The organism is Microbacterium sp. 16-032, from assembly GCF_041079455.1.
GTDB classification, from domain to species: domain Bacteria; phylum Actinomycetota; class Actinomycetes; order Actinomycetales; family Microbacteriaceae; genus Microbacterium; species Microbacterium testaceum_A.
In genome coordinates, this window is record NZ_JBFYGQ010000006.1 from 58407 (window position 1) to 73380 (window position 14974).

The 14974-nt window shown below is 70.3% G+C and carries 18 protein-coding genes; 8 read left to right on the forward strand and 10 right to left on the reverse strand.

Going from position 1 to position 14974, the window contains the following annotated elements:
- The first annotated feature begins 16 nt into the window (after positions 1-16).
- Both AB6V31_RS13875 and AB6V31_RS13880 read left to right on the forward strand, forming a co-directional pair.
- Positions 17-1216 carry a pyridoxal phosphate-dependent aminotransferase gene (locus tag AB6V31_RS13875; RefSeq protein WP_369366324.1) on the forward strand — a complete coding sequence of 400 codons (1200 nt, stop codon included), beginning with the start codon at positions 17-19 and terminating at the stop codon, positions 1214-1216.
- A 482-nt stretch (positions 1217-1698) separates the two neighbouring features.
- Positions 1699-2331: an endonuclease domain-containing protein gene (locus AB6V31_RS13880; protein WP_369366326.1), complete on the forward strand. Its 633-nt coding sequence runs from the start codon at positions 1699-1701 to the stop codon at positions 2329-2331.
- Positions 2332-2474: 143 nt separating this feature from the next.
- Here AB6V31_RS13880 and AB6V31_RS13885 read toward each other — a convergent pair whose 3' ends face one another.
- The 4 genes from AB6V31_RS13885 to AB6V31_RS13900 are packed head-to-tail and all read right to left on the reverse strand — an operon-like array spanning position 2475 to position 5299.
- Positions 2475-3611 (reverse strand): UDP-N-acetylmuramate dehydrogenase, encoded by a 1137-nt coding sequence (locus tag AB6V31_RS13885; RefSeq protein WP_369366328.1) that lies wholly within the window; start codon positions 3609-3611, stop codon positions 2475-2477.
- On the reverse strand, positions 3611-4015 hold the full coding sequence (locus AB6V31_RS13890; RefSeq protein ID WP_369366330.1) for a MaoC/PaaZ C-terminal domain-containing protein: 405 nt from the start codon (positions 4013-4015) through the stop codon (positions 3611-3613). Before AB6V31_RS13890 ends, AB6V31_RS13885 begins: the two co-directional genes overlap by 1 nt.
- Positions 4012-4461: a MaoC family dehydratase N-terminal domain-containing protein gene (locus tag AB6V31_RS13895; RefSeq protein ID WP_268104631.1), complete on the reverse strand. Its 450-nt coding sequence runs from the start codon at positions 4459-4461 to the stop codon at positions 4012-4014. The genes AB6V31_RS13890 and AB6V31_RS13895 overlap by 4 nt, the downstream gene beginning before the upstream one ends.
- Positions 4462-4501: 40 nt before the next feature.
- Complete coding sequence (locus AB6V31_RS13900) at positions 4502-5299, reverse strand: sulfite exporter TauE/SafE family protein (RefSeq protein ID WP_268104632.1); 798 nt, start codon at positions 5297-5299, stop codon at positions 4502-4504.
- Between the two features lie 307 nt (positions 5300-5606).
- On the opposite strand from AB6V31_RS13900, the gene AB6V31_RS13905 reads away from it, so the two are divergent.
- The gene (locus AB6V31_RS13905; RefSeq protein WP_074695477.1) at positions 5607-6242 is read left to right on the forward strand and encodes an NADPH-dependent F420 reductase; all 636 of its coding nucleotides are present in this window, start codon (positions 5607-5609) and stop codon (positions 6240-6242) included.
- A gap of 73 nt (positions 6243-6315) precedes the next feature.
- On the opposite strand, the gene AB6V31_RS13910 is transcribed toward AB6V31_RS13905, so the two are convergent.
- The 6 genes from AB6V31_RS13910 to AB6V31_RS13935 form a co-directional block, all read right to left on the reverse strand.
- Positions 6316-7476: a cystathionine gamma-synthase gene (locus AB6V31_RS13910; RefSeq protein ID WP_369366332.1), complete on the reverse strand. Its 1161-nt coding sequence runs from the start codon at positions 7474-7476 to the stop codon at positions 6316-6318.
- The gene (locus AB6V31_RS13915) at positions 7473-8561 is read right to left on the reverse strand and encodes a pyridoxal-phosphate dependent enzyme (RefSeq protein WP_268104634.1); all 1089 of its coding nucleotides are present in this window, start codon (positions 8559-8561) and stop codon (positions 7473-7475) included. The genes AB6V31_RS13910 and AB6V31_RS13915 overlap by 4 nt, the downstream gene beginning before the upstream one ends.
- Before the next feature lie 44 nt (positions 8562-8605).
- Positions 8606-9454 carry an SDR family oxidoreductase gene (locus tag AB6V31_RS13920; protein ID WP_268104635.1) on the reverse strand — a complete coding sequence of 283 codons (849 nt, stop codon included), beginning with the start codon at positions 9452-9454 and terminating at the stop codon, positions 8606-8608.
- 71 nt (positions 9455-9525) lie between these two features.
- Positions 9526-9846 carry a hypothetical protein gene (locus tag AB6V31_RS13925; protein WP_369366336.1) on the reverse strand — a complete coding sequence of 107 codons (321 nt, stop codon included), beginning with the start codon at positions 9844-9846 and terminating at the stop codon, positions 9526-9528.
- Positions 9843-10415, reverse strand: coding sequence for a hypothetical protein (locus AB6V31_RS13930; RefSeq protein WP_369366338.1), 573 nt, complete (start codon positions 10413-10415; stop codon positions 9843-9845). Before AB6V31_RS13930 ends, AB6V31_RS13925 begins: the two co-directional genes overlap by 4 nt.
- 5 nt (positions 10416-10420) lie before the next feature.
- On the reverse strand, positions 10421-10963 hold the full coding sequence (locus AB6V31_RS13935; protein ID WP_056223866.1) for an RNA polymerase sigma factor: 543 nt from the start codon (positions 10961-10963) through the stop codon (positions 10421-10423).
- A gap of 121 nt (positions 10964-11084) precedes the next feature.
- On the opposite strand from AB6V31_RS13935, the gene AB6V31_RS13940 reads away from it, so the two are divergent.
- The 5 genes from AB6V31_RS13940 (at position 11085) to AB6V31_RS13960 (ending at position 14958) form a co-directional block, all read left to right on the forward strand.
- Positions 11085-11498, forward strand: coding sequence for an Asp23/Gls24 family envelope stress response protein (locus AB6V31_RS13940; RefSeq protein WP_268104640.1), 414 nt, complete (start codon positions 11085-11087; stop codon positions 11496-11498).
- A gap of 123 nt (positions 11499-11621) precedes the next feature.
- On the forward strand, positions 11622-12464 hold the full coding sequence (locus AB6V31_RS13945; protein ID WP_056223870.1) for an NAD(P)-dependent oxidoreductase: 843 nt from the start codon (positions 11622-11624) through the stop codon (positions 12462-12464).
- Positions 12465-12520: 56 nt separating this feature from the next.
- The gene (locus tag AB6V31_RS13950; RefSeq protein WP_056223872.1) at positions 12521-12814 is read left to right on the forward strand and encodes a hypothetical protein; all 294 of its coding nucleotides are present in this window, start codon (positions 12521-12523) and stop codon (positions 12812-12814) included.
- A gap of 74 nt (positions 12815-12888) precedes the next feature.
- A complete protein-coding gene (locus AB6V31_RS13955) occupies positions 12889-14298 on the forward strand; it encodes an NAD(P)/FAD-dependent oxidoreductase (protein ID WP_369366341.1) in 1410 nt (469 codons plus the stop codon).
- Positions 14299-14310: 12 nt separating this feature from the next.
- Entirely contained in the window at positions 14311-14958 is a 648-nt protein-coding gene (locus AB6V31_RS13960; protein WP_369366343.1) for a TetR/AcrR family transcriptional regulator, read from the forward strand.
- Positions 14959-14974: the final 16 nt, after the last annotated feature.

Consider the following 14974-nt stretch of genomic DNA (forward strand, 5'->3'; position numbering starts at 1 on the left):
CAGTAGGCTCGGAACCGTGACTTCCCGCGCCCCGCTCTCCCGCAAGCTGTCCGCCATCGCCGAGTCCGCGACCCTCAAGGTCGACGCCAAGGCCAAGGCCCTCCAGGCCGCCGGTCGACCGGTCATCTCGTACGCGGCCGGCGAGCCCGACTTCGCCACGCCCTCGTTCATCGTCGATGCCGCGGCGAAGGCGCTGCAGGACCCGAAGAACTACCGCTACACCCCCGCCGCGGGCCTCCCCGTGCTGCGCGAGGCGATCGCCGCGAAGACCCTCCGCGACTCCGGCCTCGAGGTCGCGCCCTCGCAGGTCATCGTGACCAACGGCGGCAAGCAGTCGGTGTACCAGGCGTTCCAGACGGTGGTGAACCCCGGCGACGAGGTGCTGCTGCCCGCCCCGTTCTGGACCACCTACCCCGAGGCGATCGCCCTGGCCGACGGCACGCCCGTCGAGGTGTTCGCCGGCGCCGACCAGGACTACAAGGTCACCGTCGCCCAGCTCGAGGCCGCGCGCACCGACAAGACCACGGTGCTCGTGTTCGTCTCGCCCTCGAACCCCACCGGCTCGGTCTACACGCCCGAAGAGACCGCCGAGATCGGTCGCTGGGCCCTCGAGCACGGCATCTGGGTCATCACCGACGAGATCTACCAGAACCTCACCTACGAGGGCGTCAAGGCCGTCTCGATCGTCGAGGCCGTGCCCGAGCTCGCGGGGCAGACCATCCTCGTCAACGGCGTGGCCAAGACCTACGCCATGACCGGATGGCGCGTGGGCTGGATGGTCGGACCGGCGGATGCCATGAAGCTCGCCGGTAACCTGCAGTCGCACCTGTCGAGCAACGTCAACAACGTCGCGCAGCTCGCCGCCGCCGCGGCGCTCAACGGACCCCAGGACGAGGCCGAGCAGTTCCGCCTCGCCTTCGACCGTCGTCGTCAGCTGATCGTGTCGGAGCTGTCGAAGATCGACGGCGTCGAGGTGCCCAACCCGCTGGGCGCGTTCTACGTCTACCCCGACGTGCAGGGCCTGCTGAACCGCACGTGGGGCGGCGTCACGCCCACCACCTCGCTCGAGCTCGCCGACCTCATCCTCGAGCAGGCCGAGGTCGCGGTGGTGCCCGGCGAGGCCTTCGGCCCGAGCGGCTACCTGCGCCTGTCGTACGCCCTGGGCGACGATCAGCTGCTCGAGGGCATCCAGCGCCTCCAGCGCCTGTTCGCCTGAGCATCCACGTCCGTCGGGGCGGTCGCTGGGATCCCGGTGGCCGCCCCGCGGTCGCCTCGGGCGCTCCTCCCCAACCCCCGCATCTTTCCGCGTGAGGGGTCAGTTCTTGTCGCCCACAGCCTCGCTCGGCGACACGAAATGACCCCTCACGCGCGGCCGGGCTGTGGATAGCGTGAGCGGGCCGGCGGGCCGGATGAACAAAATGGCAGATGCCGACTCCCCGCTCCCCCGCGTCGCTCGCTCCCCCTTCCGCATTCACGGTGGCCGAGGGGCGGCGCGCCGGGCTCTCGACGACGACATTGCGCTCGGCTGCCTGGCGGGCGCCCCACCGTGGAACGCGGGTAGCCCCCGAGCACGATGACCGCGCACGGCTGGCCGCGCTCCTTCGCGCCTGCCCCGACGCCGCGTTCTTCTGCGGCGCGACGGCCGCTCTCCTGCATGGGCTCCCGCTCCCTCTGCGCATCGCGGAGAGTGCCCGACGGATGCCGGTCATCGGTGTCCCGCACGATCACGTGCGGATCCGCCGATCGGGCGTCATCGGCCGACGGCTGATCGTCGAGGTGAACGATGTCGTCGAGGTCGACGGCATCCGATGCACGTCCCTTCTGCGTACGTGGGCGGAGCTGGCGGAAACTCTGCCGGTTCCGCATCTGACAGCGGTGTCGGACTTCCTCATCGCGCGCCGGATGACGCTGGCGACGCGTGGCCAGCTGGAGCAGACGCACCGACGGTTCCTCGGCGGTCGAGGGTCGAAGGCGAGACGCCTCGCGATCGATCTTGCAAACGAGTGTTCGGAGTCGCCCCGTGAGTCCGAGCTGAGGGTGCTTCTCGTGATGGCGGGCCTTCCCGAGCCGGAGTGCAACGTCGAGATCTACGACGGGCCTCGATTCGTGGCGCGGGTCGATCTGCTCTACCGGGACAAGCGGACCGTCCTCGAGTACGACGGCGATCATCACCGCGACCCGCAGCAGTGGAGCCGGGATCAGCGCCGACGCGCGGAGCTCGAATCCCTCGGGTACCGGTACACGAGCGTGACCGCGCGCGACTTCGACGACCCGTCAGCCCTGCTCGCTCGGGTCCGCCGCTTCCTCGCCCGGCCCGCCAACCACGCGTGAGGGGTCAAGAACTGTCGCCTCCCAGCCGCCCAGGCGACACGAACTGACCCCTCACGCAACCAGCCGCGTGAGGGGTCAAGAACTGTCGCCTGGCGTGCGCGCAGGCGACACAAAACGACCCCTCACGCGACGAAGGACCGGTGCTACAGCTCGACGTTGACCAGGACCGGTTCGGGCTGCAGCACGAGGCCGAACTCCGAGGCCACCCGATTCTGCACGAAGCGGGCGAGCTCGGCGATCTCGGCCGCGGTCGCTTCTCCGCGGTTCGTCAGGGCGAGCGTGTGCTTGGTCGAGAGCCCGGCGCGCGAGCGCGGGAAGCGGAACCCCCGGCGGAGACCGGCGTTCTCGATGAGCCAGGCTGCGCTCACCTTGACCTGCCGCGACACCACGGGGGGCGGGGGCAGGATGCCGTCGAAGGCGGCGAGCGGAATGACCGTCACCGGATCGAGCACCGGCGTGAGGGGCCACTGGGGGCACTCGGCCGGGAGGGTGCGGGCGAAGGCCTCCGAGACGATCGCGTTCTGGAAGAACGACCCCGCGCTCCAGGTGTCGGGGTCTTCGGCGTCGAGGACCATACCCTTGCGGGCGCGAGTGGTGAGGACGTGGTCGCGGACCCACCGGAGCGAGACGGTCTGGCCCGGTTCGAGACCGAGGGCGCCGCGCAGCTGCTCGCCCGCGATGGGCCGCTCCTCCGCGCCCACGCGTTCGAGCTCGAGCGTCACCGAGAGGATGACCGCGGAGCGCTCGGGCACCGAACCGTAGTGGCGCTTCAGCACCGACGTGCGAAAGCCCAGGCCCAGTTCTTCAGCGGAGACGGTCGAGACCTCACCGGTCGACTCGTCGATCAGCTCGACCTCGACGAGGGTCTGGACGATCTCCTGGCCGTAGGCCCCGACGTTCTGCACGGGCGCGGCACCGACCGTGCCGGGGATGCCCGACATCGCCTCGATGCCGGCGAAGCCGCGCGCGACCGTCTCGGCGACGAGGGCGTCCCAGTCGTGTCCGGCCTGCACGCGCAGGCGTACCGTGCCCTCGCGCGAGCCCGGCAGCTCTTCGATCCCCGACGTGCGGAGCCGCACGACCGTGCCCTCGAACGGCTCGTCGCCGACGAACAGGTTCGAGCCGCCGCCGAGCACGAACCACGGCTCGCCCTCGGCCCACACCTCGCGGAGCGCGGCGACCGCCTCGTCGAGCGTCGAGGCGTCGATGAGACGGGCGGGTTCTCCCCCCGTGCGCAGGGTGGTCAACTGCGAGAGGGGGACGGGGGCGACCTCGGGCATCAGGACAACCGCACCCGTACCTGCGCCTTGCCGAGCACCGTCGTCTCGGCGAACGTGACGGTCAGGTCGATACGGGCGGTCTCGTCGTCGACGGCTCCGACCTTCGCGCTGACGTGCAGGTCGGCTCCGGCCTCCGGGTCGACGACGACCGGTCGGGTGAAGCGCACGCCGTATTCGGCGATGCGTCCGGTGTCGCCCAGCGCTTCGGTCAGCGTGCCGACGGCGATGCCCATGGTGAGCATGCCGTGCGCGAGGACGCCCGGCAGACCCACGGCGGCGGCGACGTCGTCGCGGTAGTGGATGGGGTTGAAGTCGCCCGACGCGCCGGCGTAGCGGACGAGAGACTCACGCGTGAGGTGAACGGAGCGTTCGGCGATGACCTCGCCGACGGTGAACGGGCTCATGCGCCGGCCTCCCCTGCGAGCAAAACGCTCGTCGTCGTCACGACGTGGGCGCCGTCGGCATCCACGATCTCGGCTTCGCTCGTGATCATCGCGTTACCGCCCAGGGTCCGGATGCCGGTGACCGAAAGCGTCGCGACGAGCTCGTCGCCCGCGACGATGGGCCGCGTGTAGCGGAACCGCTGCTCGGCGTGCACGAGGCGCGACAGCTCGATGCCCGAGTCGGGGTCGCCGAGCAGCTGCTGGAGCGTCAGGTCTTGAACGACCATCGCGAAGGTCGGCGGGGCCACCACGTCGGCGTACCCCAGGGCGCGCGCGGCCGCGGGGTCGGTGTGCTGCGGGGCGTCGGCGAAGACGGCGCGGGCGAATTCGCGCACCTTCTCGCGGCCGACCAGGTAGGGAGCGGTCGGCGCGAAGGCACGACCGACGAGTTCGGGGTTCACGGGCACCCGCTCAGTCTAACGAGCGGGTTCGCGCCGCCGCCGGGGGTCAGCGCTGGTGACGCCCGCGAACCGCCTTGACCGCCATCTGCGAGGCGATGAAGACGAGGAAGATCGCGAACAGCACGTTGCCCACGAACGGATCAACGAACTTCGCGATGAGGGCGCCCACCGGGGTGGTGAGGCACGCGGCGATCCCGATGCACAGGGCGGCACGGATGTCGACGTTCGAGCGGCGCAGGTTTCCGACGGTCCCCGAGATCGCCGTGGGGATCATCATGAGCAGCGAGGTGCCCTTGGCGATGAGGTCGCTCGTGCCGAACAGCAGCAGCAGGGCGGGGACGACGATGATGCCGCCGCCCACGCCGAGCAGACCCGCCAGGGTTCCGGTGATCACTCCCAGCAGCGCAAGCCCCGGTCCGGTGATCCAGGTGAGCTCGAGTTCGGCGTCGCGCGAGGGGATGACGAAGAACAGACTCACCATCACCACGATGAGGAACGCCACGAACGCCCAGCGCAGCGCGGTCTGCGACAGCTTCGGGAGCAGCCACGTGCCGATCTGGGCGCCGACCACCGCGAAGGCAGCGAGGATCAGGGCCGGCAGCCACGCGACGTGCCCGTCGATCGCGTAGGTGATGACGCCGACGGATGCCGTGGGCACGATCGCCGCGAGCGAGGTACCCGCCCCGAGACGCTGGTCGAAGCCGAGCAGCAGCACCAGCAGCGGCACGATGACGGTTCCGCCCCCGACGCCGAACAGGCCCGACATGAGACCGGCGAGAAGACCGACACCGATGCAGACGAGGAAGAAGCGGGCGGAGCGCGCGGGGCGGGTCTCGGGGGTCACGGCATCCAGTCTTCCACCGTCCGCGCGACGCCCCGACGAGGTGACTCACCCGGAAACGAAAGCGGCCCCCGGTGGTCCGAAGCCGCGTCCACCGGGGGCCGTCGCCCTCACAGGTCAAGCAGGACGGTGACCCGAACACCGGACTGCGACCACTCGCGTGAGGGTGCGACAGGAATGACGATAAACGGACGCCGTCCACGAACCCGACCGGTTGACACTGATTACTAGTAGTGCTAAATATTTAGGCTGCTGAAGGTTTGGTACCGCTCCCGGGAATGAGCCACCGGATGCCGCGGTTCTCTGCTCCATGACGACTGTAGGAATCATCGGAGCAGGCAACATCGGTTCGGCCCTGGCGAAGGGCTTCGCGGATCACGGTTACGACGTGGTCATCGCCAACTCGCGAGGCCCCGAGACGCTGAGCGACCTCGTCGCCGAGGTGGGCGACAAGGCGCGCGCGGCGACGGCTCAGGAGGCCGCCGAGGCCGGAGACATCGTCGTGGTGACGGTGCCGTTGAAGGCGATCGACGCCGTGCCCGTGGCCCCCCTCGTGGGCAAGACCGTTCTCGACACGAACAACTACTACTTCGAGCGCGACGGCCAGATCGCCGAGCTCGACGAGAAGAAGACGACCACCTCGCAGATGCTTCAGGAGCACCTTCCCGAGTCGGTCGTGGTGAAGGCGTTCAACCACATCCCCGCCGCGGACATCCTCACCGACGGCGCCCCCGCCGGTACCGAGAACCGTCGGGCTCTGGCGACCTCGAGCGACTCCGACGAGGCCGTCGCCCTGGTCACGCGCATCTATGACGAGTTCGGCTTCGACACCGTCAACGTCGGACCCCTCAGCGAGAGCTGGCGCGTCGAGCGCGACCAGCCCGCGTACGTCGTGCGTCAGAACCGCGAAGAGCTCGAGCAGAACCTGGCTCGCGCCGAGCGCTGACCCCCCCTCACAAACGAACGAACCCGGCCCCCGCATCTGCGGGAGGCCGGGTTCGTCGTATCGGGAGCGGGGCTCAGAGCGCGGCGAGCGCCTGATCCACATCGGCGACCAGGTCGTCGACCGATTCGATGCCGACCGACAGGCGGACGATGGTCTCGGGCACCGCGAGTTCGGTGCCGCGGACGGAGGCGTGGGTCATGGCATCCGGATAGTTCACGAGCGACTCCACCCCTCCCAGCGACTCGGCGAGAGTGAACAGGCGCGTCGACTCCGCGAAGCGGCGGGCCGCTGCGCCGTCGGCGAGCTCGAGCGACACGATGCCGCCGAACCCGCTCATCTGCCGCGCCGCCAGCTCGTGACCGGGGTGCGAGGGCAGACCCGGGTAGTAGACCTTCGCGACGCGGTCGTGGGCGAGCAGGTGCTCGGCCACCGCCTGCGCGTTCGAGCTGTGCCGCTGCATGCGCACCGCGAGCGTCTTGATGCCGCGCGTGGTGAGGTAGGCGTCGAAGGGACCCGACACCGCGCCCGCGGCGAACTGCAGGAACTTCACCTTCTCGGCGAGGTCGTCGTCGGCGAACGCGAGCGCTCCCCCGACGACGTCGCTGTGGCCGCCCAGGTACTTCGTCGCCGAGTGCACGACGACGTCGGCGCCGAGCGACAGCGGACGCTGCAGAGCCGGTGAGGCGAAGGTGTTGTCCACCACGACGAGGGCACCCGCGGCGTGGCCGAGGGCGGCGAGGCCGGCGATGTCGGTGATGCGCAGCATCGGGTTGCTGGGCGTCTCGACCCAGACCATGCGCGGCGCACGCTCTTCGATCGCGGATGCCACGGCATCCAGATCGCTCATGTCGACCACGCGCAGCTTCACACCCCACGGGCCCAAGACGCGGGCCAGCAGACGGTAGGTGCCGCCGTAGACGTCGTTGCCGAGCAGCACCTCGTCACCGGGCTGGAGCGCGGCGCGCAGCAGCGCGTCCTCACCGGCCAGGCCCGAGGCGAACGACAGCGCACGCGCCCCGCCCTCGAGGGCGGCGATCTGCGTCTCGAGCGCGGTCCGCGTGGGATTGCCGCTGCGGCCGTACTCGTAGCCGCCGCGGAGCCCGCCGATGCCGTCCTGCGCGTACGTCGTCGAGACGTGGATCGGCGGGATGACCGCCCCCGTGATCTCGTCGGGCTCTTGACCGGCGTGGACGGCGAGGCTGTCGAAGCCGCGGGCGGCGTCGTGGGTGCTCATGCGGGGTGCTCCTCGGAAGGGGTCGGAAGAAGGGATGCCACGGGTGCAACGTCGTAGCCGCGCTCGATCATCCAGTCGTCGTCGAAGATCTTGCTGAGGTAGCCGCGACCGTGATCGGGAAGGATGACGACGACCACGGCATCGGCCGGCAGCTCCCGCGCGACACGCAGGGCACCGACCACCGCCATGCCACTGGAGCCGCCGACGAGCAGCCCCTCTTCGCGAGCGAGCCGGCGGGTCATCGCGAACGACTCGGCGTCGGAGACGCGCTCGTACCCGTCGACGAGGGTCGGGTCGAAGGCCGCGGGCCAGAAGTCCTCACCGACGCCCTCGACGTCGTAGCCGTGGATGTCGTCACCCGAGTAGATCGAGCCCTCGGGGTCGACCCCGACGATGCGCACCGCCGACCCGGCGACCTCGCGGAGGTACCGGCCGGTGCCGGTGATCGTGCCGCCCGTGCCGACGCCGGCGACGAAGTGGGTGAGCCGCCCCTCGGTGTCGCGCCAGATCTCGGGACCGGTGGTCTCGTAGTGGCTGCGCGGACCGTTCGGGTTGGCGTACTGGTTGGGCTTGAAGGCGCCGGGGATCTCGCGCACCAGGCGGTCGGAGACGCTGTAATACGAGTTCGGGTCGTCGGGCTCGACGTTCGTGGGGGTCACGACGACCTCCGCACCGTACGCCCGCAGCACCGCCCTCTTGTCCTCGGCGACCTTGTCGGGCACGACGAAGACGCAGCGGTACCCGCGCTGCTGCGCGATGAGGGCGAGGCCGACGCCGGTGTTGCCGCTGGTGGGCTCGACGATCACTCCCCCGGGCTGCAGCAGGCCGTCGCGCTCGGCGGCGTCGACGATGTTCGCAGCGATGCGGTCTTTGGCCGAGCCGCCGGGGTTGAAGTACTCGATCTTCGCGAGAACCGTGGCGGCGATGCCGTCGGTGACGCGGGAGAGACGGACGAGGGGGGTGTTGCCGACGAGGTCGGCGACGCTCTGGGCGTAACGCACGATGGAGTCCTGGAGGTTGGTGCGCCCGGGGCGGGCGCGGCTGACGGGGTCGTCGAAAAAGAACGCGGGGGCGTTCAGCGACAACAGCGACAGGTCAGCACGCCGTCAGCATACCCGAGGAGCTGGCGTCACGACACGGCGCCGAGAAACTCCTCGAAACTCTGGGCCGGGCGGCCGGTGACGCGCTCGACATCGCCCGAGACGGCGGCTTGATCGCCGCTCGCGATCGACGTGTAGGTGCTCACCCACGCGTCGACCTGCCAGCGCGGGGCGCCGTAAGCGGCCCGCGAGGCGTACGCCTCTTCGACCGTCTCGTCGACGAAGCGCACGCGGTGGCCGCGGACCGCCGAGATCTTCTCGGCGACCTCGGTCATGGTCAACGCCTCGGGCCCCGTCAGGTCGTACGTCACGTCGGCGTGCGCGGCCGGATCGAGCAGAACCGCGACCGCCGTGGCGGCGACATCGGCGCGCGAGACGAGCGAGCACCGCCCGTCGCCCGCGGGACCGCGGATGACGCCGTCGTCGCCGGCGAAGAGCTCCATCATGTCCATGTAGAAGTTGTCGCGCAGGAACGTCCAGCGCATTTCCGATCCGCGGATGATCTCCTCGGTGGCGGCGTGGTCGCGCCCCAGGGTGAAGACCGCGTCCGGGGCGGCGGCGAAGAACGAGGTGTAGACGATCGAGCGCACGCCCGCCTCCGCGGCGGCCTCGACGAAGGTGCGGTGGTGCTCGACGCGATCGGCAGTCTCCGACGCCGACACCATGAACAACGTGTCGACTCCCCGCAGGGCCGTGCGGGCGGCATCCGCGTCGGAATAGCGCGCGACGTGCACCTCGGCTCCCGCGAGCGACGGCGCACGGGACGCGTCGCGCACGACGAGACGCTGCGGGATGCCACGGGCGGCGAGGTCTCGTGCGACCCGACCCCCCACAGCTCCGGTGGATCCGGTGACGGCGATGACGGGCGGCGTGGACATTCGGCCTCCGGGGACGAGTGGGCGGTGCTTCCAGCGTAAGCCGGTTCGCCGCCCCTCGGCCGAGAGACGCCTCAGGAGCGGGGTGCGACCAGTCGCGCTACGCGGACGCGGACCGAGGACGGGACCTCGTCGTCACCCGCGCCACGCGCCGCCGTCGCGACGGCGGCGGCCACGAGGGCCGCATCGTCGTCGGCGGACACGCCGATGCAGACGGTGATGGCGCGCGCGCCGCCGGCCTCTTCGACCTCGGCGAGTGAGCCCTCGACGTCGACCACGTGCTCGATCGCACGGGCCACGACGGGGCGGGCCGAATAGCATTCCCGCACGCCCTCGACGGCGGTCACGGCGAGATCGATGCGCGGGGCGAGCTCCGCTGCGGAGATGGTCGTCATAGGTCTTCCCCCTCGTCGAGGTGCACGTCACCGACGGTGACGTCCACTCGTCCGACCCGAAGGTCGCCGTGTCGTTCGATGGCCGAGCGGATGCCGTCGCGCATCTCGTCGACCGCCGTGTTCATCGCGCGTCCGAAACGCACGCTGACGGTGACCCGCACATCGAGGGGAGCATCGGGTTCGGGCTGGTCGAGGCGCACTCGCCCCACCATCAGCCCCTCGATGCCGTCCCCGACCGTGCGGATCAGCTCGTACAGCGCGCCCTCGGTGACGACCAGCTCGGTCCCGTCGTCGGTGCGCGCGAGGGGGATGTCGCGGCCGGCTCGGAACTCGCGCATGACCTCGCGCATGATGTTGTCGTACCAGGACTCCGAGATCGGCTCGGCCGCCTGCTCCTCCACGATCTCGCGGGAAAGCCGTCCCATCCGCTCCATCGACGCCAGAATCGCCTGACACTCGGCGCTGCGCTCGATCGCCGGGATACGGGGGATGCGTCCGCGATCGAGGTACGCGGAGAGGTCTTCGAGGGAGTATCCCGACCCGCCGATGTCGTCGTTGGTCTCGCTCATTGGGGTCACCTCCACTCCTCCATGCGTTCCAGAACCGTTTTCCTCGCTCGCGCGAGGCGCCCGCGCACGGTGGCGGCGGACTCGCCCACTTCGACGGCGATCTCGTCGTAGCTGTGCCCACCGACCTCGCGCAGCACCCACACCACACGGAGGTCCTCGGGCAACTCGCCCAGGATCTTCTTGAGCGCGTCCATCTGAGAAGATGCCACAACCGCGCGCTCCGGGTCATCGCGACCCGAAACCATCTCCTCGTCGATCTCTTCGGAGATCTTGCGCGAACGCAAGCGGTCGGTGGCCTTGCGCGACACGATGGTCGTCAGCCAGCTTCGCACCTTCTCGGGATCGGTGAGATCCGGAAGACGCCGCCACGCCGTGATGAGGGCCTCCTGCACGCAATCGTCGGCGTCGGCGCGCGAGCCCGTGAGCCTGGTCGCGAACGCGACGAGGAACGGCGCATGCCGACGCACCAGCACCCCGAAGGCGAGCTGGTCGCCGTCGGCCGCGCGCGACGCGAGGAAAGCGTCGGTGGCGGAGGTCAAAGAGGGCATCGAGGTTCCTGTCAGCAATCACTCAGGCTCGGATCGTGACGTTTCACGAACCGGGCTCGTCCACATAGCGAAACACCTCGGGGTCGGAACGCTCCGGGATCTTGACGAAAGGACCTTCCTCATGGCACAGAACTCCTCCCTCCCCACCTCGACCCGGACCGACGCCGGCAAGACCGTCATCGTCGACGCCGTCGTGGCCAAGGTCGCCGGCATCGCCGCGGCCGAGGTTCCCGGTGTCCACGCCCTCGGCGGCGGAGCAGCCCGCGTCATCGGCAACATCCGCCAGGCCGTCGGGGCGAAGGACTACGCGCAGGGCGTGAGCGTCGAGGTCGGCGAGACCGAGGTCGCCGCCGACATCGCGATCCAGGTGGAGTACCCCGAGCGGATCCAGAAGGTCGCGGCGAACGTGCGCTCGGCCGTGGAGAAGGCCATCACCGAGATCGTCGGCATGAAGGCCGTCGAGATCAACGTGACCGTCGTCGACGTCTTCATCCCGGGCGATGACGACGACGACGAAGAGGCGCGCGTCCACTGACGTCGCCCCGGCCCGCGGGACGTGCTCCCGCGGGCCTTCGTCGTCGTCGCGGTCGTCAACCCGCTCGATAGATGTCGGAGGCCGCCGCTATTGTCGGCTCATCCCCGATCCAGAAGGACACTCATGCGCATCGCCCTCACCGGTTCGTCCGGAAAGCTCGGCTCGGTCGTCGCCCGCGAGCTGCGTGCCGCCGGCCACGACGTCATCGGGCTCGACGTCCGCGGAGAACGCGGCCCGGGCTTCGTCCAGGTCGACCTCACCGACTACGGCCAGGTCATCGACGCCCTCACCGCCGTGAACGACCAGCACGACGGTTTCGAGGCCCTCGTGCATCTCGCGGCGATCCCGGCACCCGGCATCCGCTCCGACATCGCGACCTTCCACAACAACATGGCGAGCACCTTCAACGTCTTCTGGGCGGCGACACGTCTCGGCATCCAGAAGATCGTCTACGCGTCGAGCGAGACCGTCCTCGGTCTTCCTTTCGACGTGCCGCCCCCGTACATCCCGGTCGACGAGGAGTACGCACCGCGACCCGAGTCGGTCTACTCGCTCGTGAAGACGCTCGAAGAGCGCCTGGCGGTGGAGCTCGTGCGCTGGAACCCCGAGCTGTCGATCACCGCGCTGCGGTTCTCGAACGTGATGGTCCCCGAGGACTACGCGGAGTTCCCCTTCGACGACGACGCCCGCACCCGCAAGTGGAACCTGTGGGGCTACATCGATGCGCGTGATGGTGCGCAGGCCGTGGAACGCGCCCTCGAGACAGCGCCCGCGGGCTTCGACACCTTCATCATTGCGGCGGCCGACACGGTCATGACGCGCCCCAACGCCGAGCTGGTCGCCGAGGTGTTCCCCGGGGTCGCCACGCACGGCGACCTGGGTGAGAACACCACGCTGCTGTCGATCGACAAGGCCCGCCGCCTGCTCGGATTCGACCCGCAGCACTCCTGGCGCGACGCGCGCTGACACCCGGGATCCGGGTACGACGGCACCCGGGTCCCCGCGCATGACAGACTCGCCGGATGGACGCCGACGCACAGACTCCCCCCGCTTCGCCGACGCCCGCGGCGGACGAGCCGGTCATCCCCCTCCCGAACGCCCGCGAGAAAGAGGTCAGTTTCGTGGCGCGCAGCGGGGCGGTGGTCACCCTCCGCCTCATCGACACGGGACGATTCGAGCTCAAGCTCGACACGCGGGGCGACTACACCGCCGTCCTCCTCCACGACGGAGAGAGCTTCGAGCTGCACCCCGCCCCCGGCGTCCACGCACTCGGGGGAACGGGCCTGACGGCGACCCAGATCTACGAGGGGTTCTGAGCGGCGACGCAAGCCCCACGGCCCGACCTTCGCGACGGGATTGACTGAGGTCCTCGATCCCCGGGAGGACCGCCGTGATCCACGACGCCGACAGCTACGACATCGCCGTGATCGGAGCGGGCCCCGCGGGCACGGCCGCCGCCTTGCGAGCGGCGGAACTCGGTGCCTCCGTGGTCGTCCTCGAAGCCGGCCGCGTGGGCGGAACCTGCGTCAACACGGGTTGCGTTCCCACGCGGGTGCTCGCGAAGGCCGCGCGCCTCATGCGCGAGACGCGCTCCGCGGACGACTACGGCATCGTCGTGGACGAGCCCCGCGTCGACTGGTCGGCGGTGGTGTCGAGGGTGCACGAGCGAGTGGATGCCGTGCGCTCGATCAAGCGCGAGGCCGAGCGCTTCGCGCACGCCGGGGTGGCTCTGGTGCACGAGGGCCGGGCGCGCTTCGCCGACGACCACACGCTCGTGCTCGACAGCGGCCGCCGCATCCGTGCGGAGTCGATCCTGGTCTGCGTGGGCGGGCACTCCCGTCGCCTGCCGATCCCCGGAGCCGAGCTCGCCACCGTCCCCGAGGACGTGCTCACCCTGACCGAGCTGCCCCGCCGCGTCGCCGTCATCGGCGCCGGCAACACGGGCGCTCAGCTGGTGACGGTGTTCCGCTCCTTCGGCTCCGAGGTCACCCTGCTCGATGTCGCACCGCGTGTGCTCATGGCATCCGACGCCGCCATCTCCCGGGTGATCGCCGACTCCCTCTCGGAGCACGGCGTCGACGTGCGGACCGGGATCGAGACGGTCGAGCGCATCGACCGTGCCGCCGACGGATCGCTCACCCTGGTCTGGCGCGAGGAGGGCTCTTCTCGGAGCGTCGACGTCGACGTCGTCATCATGGCGACCGGGTGGCCCGCTGACGTCGAGGACCTCGGCCTCGAGAACGTCGGCGTCGAGGTGGAGCGCTCGGCCATCCCGGTCGATCGCTACTTCCGGACGATCGTTCCGCACATCCTCGCCGTCGGCGACGCGAACGGCCGCGACATGCTCGTCCAGGCGGCGCAGTTCGAGGGCGAAGCGGCGGCCGAGAACGCCGTTCTGGGCGCCAACCGGCGCACCCCGCACCACCTGCTGCCCGCGGGCGGGTTCACCGACCCCGACTACGCGGGCGTCGGCTTGACCGAAGAGCAGGCGCGAGACCGCGACCCCTCGTGCGTCGTGGCGACCGTCCGCTTCGCCGACCTCGACCGCGCGGTGATCGACGACCGCGAGCGCGGTTTCCTCATGCTCATCGCCGACCGTCGCCGCGAGTTGGTGCTGGGGGCGCACGCGGTGGGCGAGAACGCCGTCGAGGTCATCCAGTCGGTGACCACGGCGATGGCGGCCGGCATCGACGTGTCGACGCTCGCGGGAGTGCGTTTCGCGTACCCCACCTACAGTGCGGTCATCGGCAACGCGGCGCGCGCTCTGCTGCACGCGGACTCCCCCGCCCTGCTGGAGTGACACACTGAATCCGTGCCCGCCGATCCCGTGACGACCCCGCAGACCGCCGACGCCCCGGGTGCGACGGAAGACGCGCCCGCGCGTCGGGGTCGCCCGGGTTACGACCGCGAGGGACTGCTCGCCGTGGCCGTGCAGTTGTTCAACGAGCAGGGGTACGACGCCACCAGCGTCGCCGACCTCGCCAAACGCCTCGGGCTGACCAAGTCGGCGCTCTACCACCACTTCTCTTCGAAGGAGGAGCTGCTGGCGGTCGCCCTCGAGGCCGCACTCGGCGGTCTCGAGGCCGTCCTCGACGAGCCCGGCGCGCGCGAGGGCGCGGCGTCCGATCGCCTGCGCTTCGTGCTCACGGGGGCGACCGACGTGCTCGTCGCGCAGCTCCCCGCGGTGACCCTCCTGCTGCGGGTGCGGGGCAACGGCGCCGTCGAGCAGGCCGCGCTCGAGCGTCGCCGCGTCTTCGACCATCGCGTGACGAGCCTCGTCGCCGAAGCCCAGGCCGAGGGGAGCGTGCGCGACGACGTCGATGCCGCGGTCGCCGCCCGCCTGCTGTTCGGCATGATCAACTCCGTCGTCGAGTGGTACCGTCCCGGCGGCGGCGTCGACGGCGATCGTCTCGGCGCCGACATCGTGCGCATCGCCCTCGACGGCCTGCACACCGCCTGACGGTCGTCGCGCGAAG